The sequence below is a fragment of the Bradyrhizobium sp. PMVTL-01 genome (genome assembly GCF_051861855.1).
Classification (GTDB): domain Bacteria; phylum Pseudomonadota; class Alphaproteobacteria; order Rhizobiales; family Xanthobacteraceae; genus Bradyrhizobium.
Genome location: NZ_CP193982.1, coordinates 4,440,423 through 4,456,397, shown reverse-complemented (window position 1 = coordinate 4,456,397; position 15,975 = coordinate 4,440,423). Strand labels below are relative to the sequence as shown.

At 64.7% G+C, this 15,975-nt stretch carries 16 protein-coding genes and 2 pseudogenes; 9 read left to right on the top strand and 9 right to left on the bottom strand.

The window, feature by feature from the left end:
- Positions 1-78 precede the first annotated feature (78 nt).
- The 6 genes and pseudogenes from ACRQ5Q_RS21495 to pncA form a co-directional block, all read right to left on the bottom strand.
- Positions 79-259 (bottom strand): annotated as a pseudogene (locus ACRQ5Q_RS21495) (ABC transporter permease); the annotation flags it as partial.
- A pseudogene (locus tag ACRQ5Q_RS21490) lies at positions 259-569 on the bottom strand (ABC transporter permease subunit); the annotation flags it as partial. The pseudogenes ACRQ5Q_RS21495 and ACRQ5Q_RS21490, both read right to left, overlap by 1 nt.
- A gap of 260 nt (positions 570-829) precedes the next feature.
- Positions 830-1,213, bottom strand: coding sequence for a GrlR family regulatory protein (locus ACRQ5Q_RS21485; RefSeq protein WP_439368087.1), 384 nt, complete (start codon positions 1,211-1,213; stop codon positions 830-832).
- Positions 1,214-1,249: 36 nt separating this feature from the next.
- Positions 1,250-3,283 (bottom strand): NAD(+) synthase, encoded by a 2,034-nt coding sequence (locus tag ACRQ5Q_RS21480; RefSeq protein WP_439392245.1) that lies wholly within the window; start codon positions 3,281-3,283, stop codon positions 1,250-1,252.
- A 143-nt stretch (positions 3,284-3,426) separates the two neighbouring features.
- A complete protein-coding gene (locus ACRQ5Q_RS21475; RefSeq protein WP_439368090.1) occupies positions 3,427-4,542 on the bottom strand; it encodes an alpha/beta fold hydrolase in 1,116 nt (371 codons plus the stop codon).
- Positions 4,543-4,558: 16 nt separating this feature from the next.
- Complete coding sequence (pncA, locus tag ACRQ5Q_RS21470) at positions 4,559-5,185, bottom strand: bifunctional nicotinamidase/pyrazinamidase (protein WP_439392244.1); 627 nt, start codon at positions 5,183-5,185, stop codon at positions 4,559-4,561.
- A 268-nt stretch (positions 5,186-5,453) separates the two neighbouring features.
- Between pncA and glk the strand changes: the two genes are divergently transcribed.
- The 3 genes from glk (at position 5,454) to ACRQ5Q_RS21455 (ending at position 7,083) form a co-directional block, all read left to right on the top strand.
- Positions 5,454-6,431, top strand: coding sequence for a glucokinase (gene glk, locus ACRQ5Q_RS21465; protein ID WP_439392243.1), 978 nt, complete (start codon positions 5,454-5,456; stop codon positions 6,429-6,431).
- Between the two features lie 149 nt (positions 6,432-6,580).
- Complete coding sequence (locus tag ACRQ5Q_RS21460) at positions 6,581-6,784, top strand: hypothetical protein (protein WP_439368094.1); 204 nt, start codon at positions 6,581-6,583, stop codon at positions 6,782-6,784.
- A 143-nt stretch (positions 6,785-6,927) separates the two neighbouring features.
- On the top strand, positions 6,928-7,083 hold the full coding sequence (locus ACRQ5Q_RS21455) for a hypothetical protein (RefSeq protein ID WP_439392242.1): 156 nt from the start codon (positions 6,928-6,930) through the stop codon (positions 7,081-7,083).
- 106 nt (positions 7,084-7,189) lie between these two features.
- On the opposite strand, the gene ACRQ5Q_RS21450 is transcribed toward ACRQ5Q_RS21455, so the two are convergent.
- Together ACRQ5Q_RS21450 and ACRQ5Q_RS21445 are read right to left on the bottom strand one after the other, a co-directional pair.
- Positions 7,190-7,567, bottom strand: a complete 378-nt coding sequence (locus tag ACRQ5Q_RS21450; RefSeq protein ID WP_439392241.1) for a response regulator — start codon at positions 7,565-7,567, stop codon at positions 7,190-7,192.
- Positions 7,568-7,679: 112 nt separating this feature from the next.
- Positions 7,680-8,510, bottom strand: coding sequence for a Spy/CpxP family protein refolding chaperone (locus ACRQ5Q_RS21445; protein WP_439368096.1), 831 nt, complete (start codon positions 8,508-8,510; stop codon positions 7,680-7,682).
- Between the two features lie 502 nt (positions 8,511-9,012).
- Between ACRQ5Q_RS21445 and ACRQ5Q_RS21440 the strand changes: the two genes are divergently transcribed.
- The 6 genes from ACRQ5Q_RS21440 (at position 9,013) to ACRQ5Q_RS21415 (ending at position 15,142) form a co-directional block, all read left to right on the top strand.
- Complete coding sequence (locus ACRQ5Q_RS21440) at positions 9,013-10,353, top strand: ABC transporter substrate-binding protein (protein ID WP_439368097.1); 1,341 nt, start codon at positions 9,013-9,015, stop codon at positions 10,351-10,353.
- 148 nt (positions 10,354-10,501) lie between these two features.
- Positions 10,502-11,440, top strand: coding sequence for a carbohydrate ABC transporter permease (locus ACRQ5Q_RS21435; protein WP_439368099.1), 939 nt, complete (start codon positions 10,502-10,504; stop codon positions 11,438-11,440).
- Positions 11,440-12,351: a carbohydrate ABC transporter permease gene (locus tag ACRQ5Q_RS21430; RefSeq protein WP_439368100.1), complete on the top strand. Its 912-nt coding sequence runs from the start codon at positions 11,440-11,442 to the stop codon at positions 12,349-12,351. Before ACRQ5Q_RS21435 ends, ACRQ5Q_RS21430 begins: the two co-directional genes overlap by 1 nt.
- 6 nt (positions 12,352-12,357) lie before the next feature.
- A complete protein-coding gene (locus ACRQ5Q_RS21425; protein ID WP_439368102.1) occupies positions 12,358-13,458 on the top strand; it encodes an ABC transporter ATP-binding protein in 1,101 nt (366 codons plus the stop codon).
- Between the two features lie 35 nt (positions 13,459-13,493).
- Positions 13,494-14,483, top strand: a complete 990-nt coding sequence (locus ACRQ5Q_RS21420; protein ID WP_439368104.1) for a hydroxyacid dehydrogenase — start codon at positions 13,494-13,496, stop codon at positions 14,481-14,483.
- Between the two features lie 167 nt (positions 14,484-14,650).
- Positions 14,651-15,142, top strand: a complete 492-nt coding sequence (locus ACRQ5Q_RS21415; protein WP_439392240.1) for a hypothetical protein — start codon at positions 14,651-14,653, stop codon at positions 15,140-15,142.
- Between the two features lie 222 nt (positions 15,143-15,364).
- Here ACRQ5Q_RS21415 and ACRQ5Q_RS21410 read toward each other — a convergent pair whose 3' ends face one another.
- A complete protein-coding gene (locus ACRQ5Q_RS21410) occupies positions 15,365-15,862 on the bottom strand; it encodes a DUF1993 domain-containing protein (RefSeq protein WP_439399848.1) in 498 nt (165 codons plus the stop codon).
- Positions 15,863-15,975: the final 113 nt, after the last annotated feature.

The following is a 15,975-nucleotide window of genomic DNA, read 5'->3' as shown; positions in this document are numbered from 1 at the left end:
TAGCGCAGGGGCCGGCGAGGTGCAACGGGAACTTGGGCCTGACAGGGCTCCCCTGCTCCCGGCGCGGGCTACAGGCGCCTATTGCAGGGTCGGATCGAGCCGGTCGCGCAGCCACTCGCCGATCACCGAGACCGCCAGCGTGGTCGATGGTGGTCGCCGGCGCCAGCATGATCCAGGGCGCGTGGGTCAGGTATTCGCAGCCATAGCAGCCGACCATGTTGCCGAGGCTGGTCATCGGCGGCTGTACCCCGAGGCCGAGGTCGGGATCGCGGCGTTCGGCAGCGCATGCGACGTCACCACCTTGCGCCACGGCACGCCTTTTGCGGCGGCGGTGCGGATATAGCGCTGGCCCAGCACCTCGAGCATCGCGCTGCGGGTGAAGCGCGCCAGCACCGCCGCGTCGCCGAGGCTGAGCGTCGTGATCGGCAAAATGGCGTGGCGCCAGCTGTCCTGTCCGCTCGACGGCAACCAGCCGAGCTGCACGCGAACACCAGAACCAGCAGCAGCGCGAGGACGAAGCGCGGGACCGTGAAGCCGGCGACCGCCGTCATCATCACGGCGCGAGTCCGTAGTGCTCCGGAATGGAATCCTATTTCGATCTCGCGTACATCGCGCGATATCGATCGGCGGCCAGTTCCAGGGCATCACCCTCTGATCGCGCACCAAGGGGTTGGGGGACCACATGGGGCGTGGGATCGAAGGCTGGGGCGAGGTGACGAGGTCCGGACTCCTAGGCACTCCGGACCTCGCGCTTTCCATCAGCGCGGGCGCCGGCATATCCCAGAGTTCACATGTGCTTGCCGCGACACAGCTCGGTGCGGGCGTCAGCTCACATTGCATCCTTCAGCGTCAGCCGTGCCGTGAACGTCACGCTGGTCTTGCCGACCAGCGCCATGCCTTGGACCTCGGCGCCGCCGGGGAAATAGTCGCCGGAAAAGCCGCAGGTGACCTCCCTGCCTCCGAACACAAGCGTCCGGCCGACCGCTTCCGTGTGCTGGTTGACGATCATGTCACCACGCCACTTCCCGTTCCGGAACGTGTAGCTGCCGGTATAGTAGAAATAGCTGTCGCCGCCCATGATGCGGCCGTCGCAGAGCACGACCACGCCTCGCGCCTGCCCGCGCTTTCCCTCACGCATCTCGATGTCGAAGATGTAGAGGCCGTTGACGACGCTGGCCGCCTCACCTGCTTCTGCGCCTTTCCCGGCCGACATCAGATCGTCTCCCCGGCAATCGATCCGCCGCGCCAATCAGCTCGGCACGTTGCGCTCGAGATCCTCGAGCCAGGCCGTGGCGGTGGAATCCGATGGTGCGCGCCAGTCGCCGCGCGGCGACAATGAGCCGCCGGCCGAGACCTTCGGGCCGTTCGGCATCGCCGATCGCTTGAACTGGCTGAAGGCGAAGAAGCGGCGCAGGAACACCTCTAACCAGCGCCGGATCTCCGGCAGATCATAGGCCTTGCGCTTGTCGCTCGGGAACGCCGGCGGCCACTCGCCCTTGCTGACGTCCCTCCACGCCTGCAGTGCCATGAAGGCGATCTTGGACGGCCGCATGGCGAAGCGGAGGGTGTAGAACAGGTTGAAATCCTGCAGCTCGTAGGGACCGACGGAGGCTTCCGTGCTCTGCGGCTTTTCGCCGGGCTGCACGGGAACCAGCTCGGGCGAGATCTCCGCCGCGAGGATCGAACCCAGAGTCCGGTTCACGTCGCCGCTGAACTGCTTCGAGGCGATGACCCAGCGGATCAGATGCTGGATCAGCGTCTTCGGCACGCCGGCGTTGACGTTGTAATGCGCCATCTGGTCGCCGACACCATAGGTGCACCAACCGAGCGCGAGCTCGGAGAGGTCGCCGGTTCCGATGACGATGCCGCCATGGTGATTGGCGAGGCGGAACAGATAGTCCGTGCGCAGGCCGGCCTGCACGTTCTCGAAGGTGACGTCGTAGACCTTCTCGCCCTTGCCGAAGGGGTGGCCGATGTCCTTCAGCATCTGCGTCGCCGTGGTGCGGATGTCGAGCTCCTGCGAGCTCGTCTGCAACGCCTTCATCAGCGCCAACGCATTGGTCTTGCTCTCGCTGCCGGTGGCAAAGCCGGGCATGGTGTAGCCGAGGATGTTTTCACGCGGCAGGCCGAGCAGATCGACCGCCTTGGCGGCGACGATCAGCGCATGCGTGGAGTCGAGGCCGCCGGAGACGCCGATCACGACGCGCTTGGTGCCGGTCGCGCGCATGCGCTGCACGAGGCCGGCGACCTGGATGTTGTAGGCCTCGTAGCAGTCCTGCTCGAGCAGGCTCTCATCGCTCGGCACGAACGGGAAACGCTCGATCTTGCGAAGGAAGCCGATGTCGGCGGCCGGCGGCTTCAAGGCGAACGCGATCTTGCGGAAGAACGCCTCGCGCTGTCGGCGGTTGTCGTCGAACGTGCCCATCAGCGCGCGCTCCTGCCGAAGCAGGTCGAGGTCGACGTCGGCATAGGTGATCTGGCCGCCCTGGCGGAAACGCTCGCCCTCAGCCAGCAGCACGCCGTTCTCGTAGATGGCGGTCTGGCCGTCCCAGGCGAGATCCGTGGTCGATTCCCCTGCCCCCGCGGCGGAATAGACATAGGCCGCGAGGCAGCGCGCGGAGGTCGACTGGCACAGCAGCGCGCGCGAGCGGGCCCGGCCGATCGTGATCGGGCTGCCCGAGAGATTGATCAGCACGCTGGCGCCGGCGAGCGCCAGCTCCGAGGCCGGCGTCACCGGGATCCACATGTCCTCGCAGATCTCGACGCCGATGGTCAGGCCCGGGACGTCCTCGGCTGCGAACAGCAGGTCGACGCCGAATGGCGCGTGCAGACCGCCAAAAGCAATGGTCTCGCCGGCGATGCCGGCGCCGGAGGCGAAATGGCGCCCCTCGTAGAACTCGCGGTAGGTCGGCAGGTAGGATTTCGGCACGACGCCGAGGACGTGGCCGCGATGGATGACGACGGCGCAGTTGTAGATACGATGACCAAAACGCAGCGGCGCGCCGACGATCAGCACGGTCATCAGAGCGGCAGAGGCCCCGACGATGGCGGCGAGCCCGCGCTCGACCGCATCGAGCAGCGGATCCTGCTTCACCAGGTCTTCGATCGCATAACCGCACAGGCACAGCTCGGGGAACACGGCCACCGCCACCGACTGCTCGTGGCAGGCATTGGCCGCCGCCAGGATCGCCTCCGCATTGGCTGAGGGATCGGCCACATGGGAGGTGGTCACGCAGGCCGCCACGCGCGCAAATCCGTGGGTGTAGATTGAGTGGAACGTCATCGAGCGCAGTACCCTTGAGTCTCTTCCGGCCGACCGCCGCCATCAGCTCCGGTCATATGTAGCCCATCGATCCGGCCCCGTGCAGGCCATCCGCCATCATGCATAACGGGTTTGCGCCCCGGCCGGTCCAGCGTCCGGCGACGTCAAGCGCTGCGGGCCAGGACGCCGGACAGGTCGCCCCGCAGCCACTCCGCGATCCGGGGCCAGGCATGCGCGTGGGTTCGCGCGCCCATGAACAGGCCGAGATGATTGCTCGGCTCGGAGGCCGCTGCAATGAAGGCGGGCGGCGTACCGACAAGCCGGGCGGTCGCGAGTGCCTGAGTCGCCGGCACCACCTCGTCGTCGAGCCCGGCCAGCAGGAAGATCGGCGCCTTGACGTTCTTGAGACGAATCTTGCGGCCGAGCGCGACGAAATCGCCGCCGGCGATCCGGTTCTCCCGGAAAATCCGGTTGACGATCTCGAGATAATACGTGCCCGGCAGATCGAGCGTCTCCACGTTCCACCGGTCGAAGCGCACGAGCAGCGCCGCCCCCTCCTCGTCCGCAAGCTCCCTCTGCATGGCCACCGCGATATCATCGCGGCTTGGCGTTCTCGACCAGAAGCGCAGCATCTCCTCGCCACTGACATTGCCGCCGCCGCGGGCGACGAGCTGATCATAGACCATCTCGGGCGCATTGCGGGTGAGCCGGGACAGCGCGGAATCGATCGACAGGTCGACCGGTGCGCCTGCCAGCACCAGCCGCCGCACCTTGGCCGGAAAGCGCGCCGCATAGAGCAGCGACAGCCAGCCGCCCTGGCACAGACCGACGAGATCGACCGGCGCACCGATCTCGTCGATGGCGACGTTGAGATCCGAAAGATAGCTGTCGATCGAGAGATAGCGCATGTCTGGCGTCGCCGACCGCCAGTCGGTGAGATAGACGCGGTCGATGCCGCCATTTTGCAGCGACTGCAGAACGCTGTGCCCGGGCGCGAAATCGGCAATCAGCGCTCGATGCAACGCATAGGGCGCGCAGACCAGCGCCGGCTGGCCGGAGCGGCCCGTCGAGCATTCGCGCAGGCGCATGGTCGCAAGCTCCAGCGCGACCGTGCTCGGCGTCGTCCAAGGCAGGCTGCTGTCGGCCGGCTCAGGCGGTCCCCGCTCCATCCACCAGAAGCAGGCATCCATGGCGAGCCGGGCCGCTGCAAATGGCCACAGCAGCGGGTCGTCGGGGATGGGATCCGGTCCGCCCGGCTGTTTGCCTGTCTTCTGTGCCACGTCTATCTCGCACTCCTCACAGGAACGCCTCGAAGCTGATGACGGAAATGCCGAGCTCGCCAAAACTGCGATGGGCAGCCGCCATGGAGCCGTGGAGGTCGATGCCGCGGCAGGCATCCTCGATCACCGCGACCTCGAACCCGGCCTTGCGGGCATCCTCGGCCGAAAAGCGGACACAGAAATCCAGCGCTAAACCCGCAACGAAGACGGTCTTCAGCTCGCGCTCGCGCAAATAGCCGAGCAGGCCCGTCGGCGTCCTGTGGTCGTTCTCGAACAGCGCCGAATAGGAATCGGTGCCGCGGCGAAAGCCCTTGCGCACGACCAGGCACGCTCTTGTGACATCCAGATCTCGGTGAAATTCGGCGCCGGCCGTGCCCTGCACGCAATGTGGCGGCCAGAGCACCTGCGTGCCGTAGCTCAGCTCGACGGTCTGGAACGGCTGCTTGCCCGCATGGTTCGGCACGAAGGACACATGATCGGCCGGATGCCAGTCCTGGGTCAGCACCATATTGGTGAATTTTTGGGCGATGCGATTGATGGCGGGCACGACTTTCTCGCCGGCGGGCACGGCCAGAGCACCACCGGTGCAGAAATCGTTCTGCACGTCGATCACCAGCAGCACGTCGCGATCGGCAATCTTCATCGCAAGGCTCCATCGGATCCGCCCGGCGCCGGGCGCCGAGCGCTCCGCCCAATGTCGATCTTCCGGAGCAGCTTCGCAACCACCGCCAGCATGGGGCGATACCGCACCGATGGCCAGCGGGCATGCCAGGATGCAACGCTTCGGCCCAGTCCGTGTTGACTAGGCACAATCAAGCGAGGATTCTCGGACCGTCCGCGCCGTTGCGGATCGGATCAGGAACGGAGACAGGGTTCCCGTAGGCTGGCACGGCCGCGGCAGCCGCAGGGTCATGGGTATCGGCAAGACAGGAAACATTCTTCTCGCCGATATCGGCGGCACCAATGCGCGCTTCGCGCTGAGCCAGCACGATGGCGGCCAGACCGGGCCGATCGACTACGTGAAGGTCGCCGACTTCCCGACCGTCCGGGAAGCTATCGTCGAAGTGCTGGCCCGCAAAACTGGCGGCGAGCCGCCCCGACGCGCCGTGCTGGCTGTAGCGGGCCCGGTCACCAACAACCGCTGCGTCATGACCAACAGCCCCTGGGTCATCGACGGCAACGAGCTCCAGCCGGCGCTTGGCTTCGACAGCGTCCACGTGCTCAACGATTTCGAGGTTGTGGCCTGGTCCCTGCCGGCCTTGCAGGCGGCCGATCTGATCCCGCTCGGCGGACAGGACGGCTTGCCCGGAGAACCGCTGCTGGTGGTCGGGCCTGGAACCGGCTTTGGCGTCTCCTGTCTGGTCGAGCGCCACGGCGCGCGCCTGGCTGTCGTCACCGAAGCTGGGCACGCGACGCTGCCGGCCGAGAACGAGCGCGAGGAGCGCGTGATCGCGTGCTTGCGCCGGCGCCTCGGCCATGTCTCGATCGAGCGCGGCGCACTGTCGGGCTCAGGCTTGCAAAGCCTCTACGAAGCTCTCGCGGAGGTCGACGGCGCCCAGGTGCCGCAGCGCGATGCCGCTGCCATCACCAAGGCGGCCCTGGACGGCAGTTGTGCGCATAGCCGCGCGACGCTGGAGATGTTTTGCGCCACCCTCGGCTCGGTCACCGGCAATCTCGCGGTGACCTTCGGCGCCCGCGGCGGCGTCTACATCGCCGGCGGGATCGCCCCGCGCTTTCCCGAGTTCCTCGCCGCCTCGGCCTTCCGCGCCCGCTTCGAAGCCAAGGGACGCTTCCAGGATTACTTGCGCAACATTCCGACCCGGCTGGTCACCAGACCCGATGCGAGCTTCCTCGGCCTGAAGATGTTCGCCGACCACAATCCGGATTGAAGCGCAGCCGGCGGACACCTTCCGGTCCGTTAACCAATCCACAGCTGATTGCATCCAAAGCCGGATTCCACGCAGGATGGTGCTTGCCGGATTGTTTCCCATGGGAAACAATCCGCCGAGTGTGTGGCGTTGGTTGCGGGGGGCGTGACATGCGTAAGCAGGACGTTGGATTCGACTATCGCCGCTATCACCGCCTGCTGACCGAGGCGGACGACGAGGACAAGCGGCTGGCCCTCATCGAGCTCCTGATCGAGGAGAAGGCGCGAGACCGGCTGGCCGCCCAGCGCGCCTCGGATCGCGCCGCCATGACGGCCCATACCATCGCAACCGTCCTGAGAAACGGCCGCAGCTGAGACTTGCGAGCCCGGGGCGGACGCGCGCTGATGCGTGCCGGTTGCGATTCCGTTAAGGATCCCTCGCAATCTCACGTCAAACTTTTTGCTCCAAGAGTTCCCTCACCTGATGCAATTCAGGATCAACAAAAGGGGCAATGAATATGAGCATGATTTCGCTCGCCGCGATGCCGGCCGTCGCCGAAACGCGTTTCGCCAGTTCTTCGTTCAAGACAATCTTGCTGTTCTGCTGCGCCGGCCTCTTCGCCTCGTTCGGCCTGATGGCGCGCGGCATCGATCTCAGCGCCGGCCTGATCTGAGGCCGCGCGCAATTCCTTCGTGAAATCGCCCCCACGGGCGACCATTTTGGTTGGCGATCCTACGCGGCATCTTTGCCGTCGTTCGGCGCGGCATCGTTGCCCTCGCTCAGCGCGGCACCTCCGCTGTAGCTTCCGGAAACAGCGAATCGATCATCCCCTTGAGCTGATCGATCGAAATCGGTTTGCGCAGGATGGGTCTGCGCCGGAGCAGGGACGGCAGCAATTCCGGCCCGTAGCCGGTGGCGAACAGGAACGGCTTGCCGCGGCGCTCGATCAGGTCGGCTACAGGATCGACGTAGAGACCCTTGAGATTGATGTCGAGGATGGCGAAATCGTATTGCGCGGTCATCGCAAAGGCGCTCGCGTCCCGGACATTGTCCGCTTCCGCGACGACGTGGTGGCCGAGCTCAACCACCATGTCGGCCATCATCATCCGGATCAACGCCTCGTCTTCGACCAGGAAAACGGAGAGTCCGTCCGCCATATCAACCCCGCAGTCAGCCTCGCGAAGCTAACCATACCCGAATTGCGGGGAGGATTCACGAATTCGTGGCGGGCGCCGTTCATTCAGGCGCCCGCCATCCGATTCAACTTGATCAATCCAGGCCGCGCTCGTGGCTGAGGCGCACCATCTCCTGGATGAAGACCTGCTTCTGCTTGTCATCGAGGCTCGAATAGAGCGGCTCGGCGGCATCGGCGACGTTGCGTTGATCGGCGGCCCGGTCGATCAGGAATTGCGCCTCGTTGCGCATCTGCTCGATGATGTCGTCGGGCGGATCGCGCTTGGCGCGCGCAACCCGCAGGTTGAGGCGCTCTGCACCATTATGCCCCAAGTAGTGCATTGCGCTCGAGAAGCCATACCAGTGCTTCTCCTGGTCGGGCGTGAGGTTCAGCTCGGTCTTAATCCGCTCGATATAGGAATCGCTGTTGGCCACGATCTGCTCGGCGGTCTGTTGCGGCGCGCCGGGCTGGGTGAGGACGGTGACATCCTTATTGTCCTTGTTGTCCTGCGGCGAGCTCGGCGCGTTCTTGGCTTCTTTGCTCGCCTTTGCGCCTTTGCCTGCCTTGGCGCTCTCCTTGGCGCTCTCCTTGGCGCTCTTGGCATCCTTGTCCTTGCCGGCGCCCTGCTGCTTGGCGTCCTTGCCGGCGTCCTTGTTGGCGTCCTTGGCGGCCGGCGCCTGGTTGGTGTTGTTGTTGCCGACGCCGAGCACGCCGGTGAACACGCCGACCACGCCGCCGATCGCGCCGCCGAGCACGCCACCCACCGGGCCGGCCGCCTTGTTCCCGGCCGCCGCCCCCTCCTGCACGCCCTTGACCAATCCTTGAGCGTTCGCGACTGCGGCGACACCGAGCAACAACGCGAGGACAGAACCCAGCACGAGCGATCGTCGCAAGTAATGTCGCGCTGGCGCCGCCGGGTGGATCATTCTCGTCTCCATCATCGAACTCATTGGCCTGTCGGGTGGGAGCTATCCCGCCGGTCGCAACTCTATCGTTTCCGCCGCTTCGAGGTCCAGACGCAGCCGATTGCTGTCCACGCCCGAAAAGCGTTGCGTGCGAAGCGGTTAGGGAGGCTTATTCGGAACTGCGGCGTAATTGCGCACGGATCGTTTCCGACCGGCCGAGGCGATGTGTGCATCGCAAAAACGAGCGCGTGCGTTTCACTTCCGGCACGTGATGCAAGCGGCACTGCCGCGCTTTCAGGCACAACGTTAGTTCTAGATGAAGTGCCTTCGCCTTTCTCGACAGACGCGATCAATCATGATCTGATCGCGCTACCAATTTTGTCGCGCGGCGCATGATCCAGATCGACGCTGACGGCACCGACAAGAACGACCGACAAGAAACGCCAACAAGAAAATCAACGCAAAACTCGGAAGAGTTCAGAGGAAACACCAGAACAATAAAACACCCAAGCGAGGAAACGAGATGTCACGAAAGACACTTACGCGACGTCAATTTGTGGCTGCCACTGCAATGTCCTCCGCGGCGCTGATCACGGCGCCCTATGTCCGGGGCGCCTACGCCGCCGGCAAACTCTCGATCGGCTTCTGGGACCATTGGGTGCCGGGCGCCAACAAGGCCTCGACCGATCTCGTCAACGAATGGGCTGCGAAGGAGAAAGTCGAAGTCTCCATCGACTACATCACCAGCAACAACAAGAAGCTCGAGCTGACCGCGGCGGCCGAAGCGCAGGCCAAGTCCGGCCATGACATCCTGCAGATGCCGAGCTGGTGGCCGCAAGCCTATGCCGAGAATCTCGAGCCGCTCAACGACATCATGGAGCCGCTGCTCAAGCAGAACGGCGAGGTGAACGGCACCGTCAAATATCTCGGACAGTCGGGCGGCAAATGGCTCGCGACGCCCGCGACACCCGGCAGCCAGATCAAGGGCCCCTGCTCCCGCATCGATCTGATGAAGAAGCATGCCGGCATCGACGTGCAGGAGATGTATCCGGTCGGCGGCCCGCCCAAGGTCGAAAACTGGACCATGGAGACCTTCCTGAAGGCGGCCGAGGCTTGCCACAAGGCGGGCTTCGCGTTCGGCATCGGTCTCGGCGAGACCACCGACAGCGTGGACACCGCGGGCGCGATCTTCCAGTCGTTCGGCGCCGAGCTCGTCAATGCCAAGGGCGATATCACGGTGAAGACCGATCAGGTTCGCCAGGCGATGGAGTTCTACAAGAAGCTGATCGCCTTCCTGCCGCCGGATGCACCGTCCTGGGACGACGCCTCCAACAACAAATGGCTGATCTCCGGCCGCGGCGCGATGATCCTCAATCCGCCGAGCGCCTGGGCCGTTGCCAAGCGCGACGCGCCGCAGGTCGCCGAGCAGTGCTGGACGCACGGCTTCCCGTCCGGCCCCAAGGGACGGTTCGCACCGTACCTGCCCTACTTCTGGGGCGTCTGGAGCTTCGGCAAGAACAAGGAGGCGGCCAAGAGCCTGCTCGTTCACCTGTCCTCGCCATCGTCGATCGAGAAGTTCGTTGCGGTGAGCGGCGGCTATGACCTGCCGGCCTATGCGAACATGAGCAAATTCCCGACCTGGGCGGAAGAAGGGCCGCCGAAGGGAACGCTCTTCCACTATCCTGACCCCTACAAGCACCAGACGCTGTCGATCGCCGCGTCGCCCGCGCCGCCCAAGATCGCGCAGCAGATCTACTTCCAGGCGACGCTGACCAAGATGGCGCTGCGGTTCGCGCGCGGCGAGACGATGGAGCAGGCGCTCGCCTGGGCCGAGGGCGAGTGCGAAGGCTTCATGCGGAGCTAGGCGGGGATGAGCGAAGGCGGCTTGCGCAAGGCGCGCGAGCCGCCAGGGCTCCGCCTTCCGGTCCGCAAGATTTGAGGCCGACCGCTGTGGCCGGCTCCAAGGTTGGACTGCCTACAACTTGCAAGAAGACTGACCCAGGGATGCTGACATGGCCGATGTCGTCGTTGAGCGAGGTCGCGTCGCCCGTGCGACGGGCGCGCGCAAGGGAAAGAGCCTGCGCAATGCGCTCGGGCGAAAATCCACGGTTGCGTTCTTCCTGACGCTGCCGCTGATCCTCCTGATCGCGCTGCTGGTGCTCTACCCCGCCTTCTATTCGCTCTATCTGGCGACGTTGAACAAGGCGATGACGAAATTCGTCGGCCTCGGCAATTTCACCTTCCTGTTCAAGCGCGAGACTTTCTGGATGGTGGTGCAGCAGTCCTGCATCTTTGCGATCACCGCCGTGATCTTCAAGGCGCTGATCGGCTTCATCGTCGCGCATTTCGTCCACAACATTCCCGGCAAGAAGCAGCGCAAATGGCGCGGCATGCTGCTGGTGCCCTGGGTGATTCCGCCGGCGATGAGCACGCTGGCCTGGCTCTGGCTGTTCGATCCGTCCTACAGCGCATTCAACTACACGCTCTCCTTCTTCGGCGTCGGTCCGATCCCATGGCTGGGTGACACCTTCTGGGCGCGCTTCTCCGTCATCCTCGTCAACGTCTGGTACGGCGCGCCGTTCTTCCTGATCATGTATCTCGCCGCGCTGAAGTCGGTCCCCGACCAGCTCTATGAGGCCGCCGCGATCGACGGCGCCAATTGGTGGCAGCGGATCTGGTACGTCACGCTGCCGATGATGCGCAACATCATCGCCATCACCACCCTGTTCTCGCTGATCGTCACCTTCGCCAATTTCGACATCGTGCGCATCCTGACATCAGGCGGCCCGCTGGATACGACGCATCTGTTCGCCACCTGGGCATTCCAGGTCGGCATCCAGAGCAGCGACATTCCGCTCGGCGCCTGCGTGTCGCTGTTCATGGTGCCTATCCTCGCCGTCGCAGCGATCTTCATCCTGCGCGACGTCAACAAACGCGGGAATGAAGCCTGATGAGCACGCTCACAATCGACAAGGCCGGTCCCTCCCGCAAGGTCAAGTATGGCAGCATGAGCCGCGACCGCGCCTGGGCGCTGCGCTGGTCCTATTTCTTCCTGGTGCTGTTCGCGATCTTCTTCCTGACGCCGCCGATCTACATGCTGATCACCTCTCTCAAGAGCAGCGCGGAGATCTCGGCGGCGACCAATCCCTGGTGGGTGTTCCACCCGACGCTGTCGAACTATGTCGAGCTGCTGACCTCGAACCAGTTCCTGCGCTTTTTCTGGAATTCGTCGGTCGTGTCGATCGTGGTCGTGTTCATCACGATGCTGATCAGCATCCCCGCCGCGTTCGCGCTGGCGCGGATGAAGTTCTGGGGCTCGGCTACCTTGGCCACCGGCGTCTTCCTCACCTATTTGATCCCCGACAGTCTCCTGTTCATCCCGCTGTTCAAGATGCTCGGTGTGGTTCAGGATTACACCGGCATCACGCTGCTCAACCGATGGTACGTGCTGCTGTTCATCTATCCGACGCTGACGGTGCCGTTCTGCACCTGGATCATGATCGGCTATTTTGCCTCGATCCCGAAGGAGCTCGATGAGGCCGCCCTCATCGACGGCGCTTCCTGGCTGCAGACCCTGACGCGGATCTTCATCCCGGTCGCGTTGCCGGGCCTGATCGCCGCGACCATCTTCGCCTTCACGGTGTCCTGGGCGCAATTCCTCTATCCCCTGGTGTTCACGACGTCGGTGGATCAGCTCGTGCTGCCGGTCGGCATCACAACCACGCTGATCAAGGGCGACGTGTTCAACTGGGGGCAGATCATGACCGGCGCGCTGCTCGGCGCCGCGCCGCCGCTGATCATCTATGCATTCCTGATGGACTACTACATTGCCGGCCTGACCGCCGGTGCGACAAAGGGTTGATGACTCATGGCTGACGTTGCTCTGCGGAAGGTAGTCAAGCGTTACGACGATGTCGAAGCCGTGCGCGGCATCGACCTCGATATCGCCGATCATGAGTTCATCGTGCTGGTCGGCCCCTCCGGCTGCGGCAAGTCGACGACGCTGCGCATGATCGCCGGGCTCGAGGACATCAGCGACGGCGACATCATGATCGGCGGCGACGTCGTCAACGACGTGCCGCCGAAGGACCGCGACATCGCGATGGTGTTCCAGAACTACGCGCTCTACCCGCACATGACGGTCGCCGAGAACATGTCGTTCGGGCTGCGGCTGAAGCACTACCCGAAGGCAGAGATCAAGGCGCGTGTCACCGAGGCCGCCCGCCTCCTCGACATCACCGACCTGATCGACCGCAAGCCGAAGCAGCTCTCCGGCGGCCAGCGCCAGCGCGTCGCGATGGGACGCGCCATCGTGCGCAATCCCAAGGTCTTTCTGTTCGACGAGCCCTTGTCCAATCTCGACGCCAAGCTGCGCGTGCAAATGCGAATCGAGATCAAGAAGGTGCACCAGAAGGTGCGCACCACCACCGTCTACGTCACCCACGACCAGGTCGAGGCGATGACGCTGGCCGATCGCGTCGTGGTGATGAACAAGGGCCGCATCGAGCAGATCGGCACGCCGAACGAGCTCTACCACAAGCCTGCGACCCGCTTCGTTGCGGGCTTCATCGGCTCGCCCGCGATGAACTTCATCCCGTGCCGGCTCGAGGATGTCGGCGGCACGCTTCAGCTTCGCCTCACCGACCGCATCGCCTTCGCGCTGCCGCCCGCCCGCGCCGCGCGCTACAACGCGCTGCCGCGCACCGACAAGCTGCTGCTCGGCATCCGGCCCGAGCATCTCACCGAGTCCCACGCGCATCTTGCGCCGGGGGTCGAGACCTTCGACACCGTGCTCGACGTCACCGAGCCGATGGGGATGGAGACCCTGGTCTATTTCGGGCTCGACGGCACGCCGGTCTGCGGCCGCGTCGATCCCAATGCCGGCGCTACGGACGGGGCTCCCATGCGTTTGGCGATGGACCTCAACAACATGCACCTGCTAAACGAAGAAACCGGCGTCGTGCTGTGACGCCGGCTTAAGAAACGCGAGCAGGCACGGGAGCGATGACGACCAACAAGAAGAAGATTTTCGTTACACAAACTTTGTCGCAAGGGGCGCGCGCCCTCCTCACCCAGCGGGACGATATCGAACTCGTCGAATTTTCGAACCTGATTTCGGCCAAGGACTTCGAGGCCCTGCTGAAGAGCCATGCGCCGGTCCATGGCGTCGCGCTCGGGGCCACCGCCTTTGGCGAGACCGAGCTCGAGGCCGCCCGCGACATGAAGGTGGTGACTCGCATCGGCGTCGGCTACGACGCCGTCGACGTGCCGGCCCTCTCCCGGCGCAAGGTGCCGCTGATGGTGGCGGGCAGCGCCAACTCGCCCTCGGTCGCGGAAGCGGCACTGTTCATGATGCTGACCTTGGCCAAGCGCGCGCAGGAGCTGCATTCCTGCGTCAAGGACGGCACATGGGCCGACCGGCTCGGCATGCTGCCGTTCGACCTCTACGGCAAGACCGGGCTCGTCATTGGCTTCGGCCGCATCGGCAGTCGCACCGCCAAGCGCTGTTTGGCGTTCGAAATGAAGGTGCAGGTCTACGACCCCTACAAGCCCGCCGCCGACATTAAGGCGGCCGGATGCGAGCCGGTCACCGACCTCGACGCCGCACTGCCTCACGCCGACTTCGTCACCATCCACTGCCCGAAGACGCCGGAGACGGTCGGCCTGTTCGACGCGGCGCGGATCGGCCGCATGAAGCCGAAATCCTACCTCATCAACACCGCGCGCGGTGGAATCGTGAAGGAAGCGGCGCTCTATGATGCGCTGGTGTCCGGAAAGCTCGCTGGCGCCGGCATCGACGTGTTCGAGGTGGAGCCGCCGCCGGTCAGCAACGCGCTGTTCGCGCTGCCCAACGTCATCATGGCCCCGCACGTCGCCGGCGTCACGGTCGAGGCGGTCCAGCGCATGAGCGAGCAGACCGCGCGCAACATCCTGAGCGCCCTGGACGGCGATCCGATCCGGCAGAACGTGATCAATCAGGACGTGCTGGGCTGAGCGACCGAGAGGCCGGCGGCCTCCTGCCCGCCTTCGGGACGCCAGAAAGCGTCCCATTTTGGTGCAGATCGGGCCGCAACTCAGCCTTAATCAAGCGCGCCTAATGTTCCCGGCCGCGGCGGCAGGGGGACGGACTTGCCGGCCGCGTCGAGCTGGAGGATGGACCCTTGTCAGAGATCGACCCGACCGACCACGCGCTGGCGACCATCGCCAGTATTCTGGAGCAGCCCGAACCGGCCCTCGTCGTCCGCGAAACCGAGATCGTCCGCGAGACCGAATACGTCGTCGTCGGTGAGCAGCCGGCCGGCGAAGAACACGCCGAGGAACATCCTGCGGTTGAGGACCATCCGGTGGTCGACGAGCAACCCTTGGTGCCGGAGCACACCGATTCCGACGGCTACAGCAAGGTCGGACCGGGACCGATGGTGGCGATCCGCCTCAAATGGACGGTGCATCGGGGCGATGACGGCCAATACTACGTCCACGAGACCATCGGCGAGCAGTCCGCGCCCGTTGTCAGCGGTCCGATGACGAGCGAGGCCGCCGTGCGTTTCGTCGATATGCATGAGGAGGAGGCGAACAAGCGCTTCGAGCTGCTCCGCAGCGAGATCGCCGGCCGCAGCTCGCTCGCCGATTACGAGCGCAAGGGCGAAGCCTAGGCGTTGTTGCGGATAGCTCGCCCGCAACGCATCCTTCGAGACGCCCGCCGATGGCGGGCCCTCAGGATAAGGGCGAGTTTCAACCTGACTAATGCTGCTTAGCCTCATCCTTGAGGAGACCGCTGGAAGCGGTCGTCTCAAAGGATGAGGCGCTTGTTCAGGCCGCCACCAAGACGCGATCTGCGATGGTCCTCCCCGTCGGGGAGGACAGCGAGCCTGTCCCTACTTCCTTCCGAGATAGTCCTTCTTCACGAGTTCGACGCCGGCGTGCCGCAACAGGTCGTAGGCGGTCGTGACGTGAAAGAAGAATTGCGGGACGCTGAACGTCAGCAGCAGCGTCCGTCCCGTGAACGGCAGCTCGGTGCCGTTCTTCAGCCTGAAGAAGACGGTCTGCTCGGCCGCGGCATCGATCGCGGCGCGCGGCAGGCTGTCGATGAACTCGATCGACGTCGCAATGCGCGCCTGCAGCCCGGCCATGTCGTGCTCCAGCACCGGCAGCACCACCGGATCGCGCTGCGCCAGCAGGGCCGGCGCAACCGTGGCGTGACGGCAGGCCTCGCCGACCTGCTGGGCCAGATCGTACATGTTCGGCGCGAGGCGCATCCCGAGCAGCACCGCCGGATTGAACTTGCGGGCTTCCGCATAGGCCCCGCCCTTGTCGAGCAGGACGGACAGATTGCGCAGATAAGGCACGAACAGGCCGACCGAGGCCTCGTAGATCGAAATCGTCACCTCGAGCTTCCTTTCAATTCCGCCTCGCCAGCGACGGGCATCTGGTCTAAATCCAGTCAGAGTAGCTGTACAATGACAGCTCGGGCGTGGGTGGAAAAGAG

Coding starts and splice junctions, on each gene's coding strand:
- ACRQ5Q_RS21485 (WP_439368087.1), bottom strand. CDS start 1,213: ATGTCGGCCGGGAAAGGCGCAGAAGCAGGTGAGGCGGCCAGCGTCGTC.
- ACRQ5Q_RS21480 (WP_439392245.1), bottom strand. CDS start 3,283: ATGACGTTCCACTCAATCTACACCCACGGATTTGCGCGCGTGGCGGCC.
- pncA (WP_439392244.1), bottom strand. CDS start 5,185: ATGAAGATTGCCGATCGCGACGTGCTGCTGGTGATCGACGTGCAGAAC.
- glk (WP_439392243.1), top strand. CDS start 5,454: ATGGGTATCGGCAAGACAGGAAACATTCTTCTCGCCGATATCGGCGGC.
- ACRQ5Q_RS21460 (WP_439368094.1), top strand. CDS start 6,581: ATGCGTAAGCAGGACGTTGGATTCGACTATCGCCGCTATCACCGCCTG.
- ACRQ5Q_RS21455 (WP_439392242.1), top strand. CDS start 6,928: ATGAGCATGATTTCGCTCGCCGCGATGCCGGCCGTCGCCGAAACGCGT.
- ACRQ5Q_RS21450 (WP_439392241.1), bottom strand. CDS start 7,567: ATGGCGGACGGACTCTCCGTTTTCCTGGTCGAAGACGAGGCGTTGATC.
- ACRQ5Q_RS21445 (WP_439368096.1), bottom strand. CDS start 8,510: ATGATCCACCCGGCGGCGCCAGCGCGACATTACTTGCGACGATCGCTC.
- ACRQ5Q_RS21440 (WP_439368097.1), top strand. CDS start 9,013: ATGTCACGAAAGACACTTACGCGACGTCAATTTGTGGCTGCCACTGCA.
- ACRQ5Q_RS21435 (WP_439368099.1), top strand. CDS start 10,502: ATGGCCGATGTCGTCGTTGAGCGAGGTCGCGTCGCCCGTGCGACGGGC.
- ACRQ5Q_RS21430 (WP_439368100.1), top strand. CDS start 11,440: ATGAGCACGCTCACAATCGACAAGGCCGGTCCCTCCCGCAAGGTCAAG.
- ACRQ5Q_RS21425 (WP_439368102.1), top strand. CDS start 12,358: ATGGCTGACGTTGCTCTGCGGAAGGTAGTCAAGCGTTACGACGATGTC.
- ACRQ5Q_RS21420 (WP_439368104.1), top strand. CDS start 13,494: ATGACGACCAACAAGAAGAAGATTTTCGTTACACAAACTTTGTCGCAA.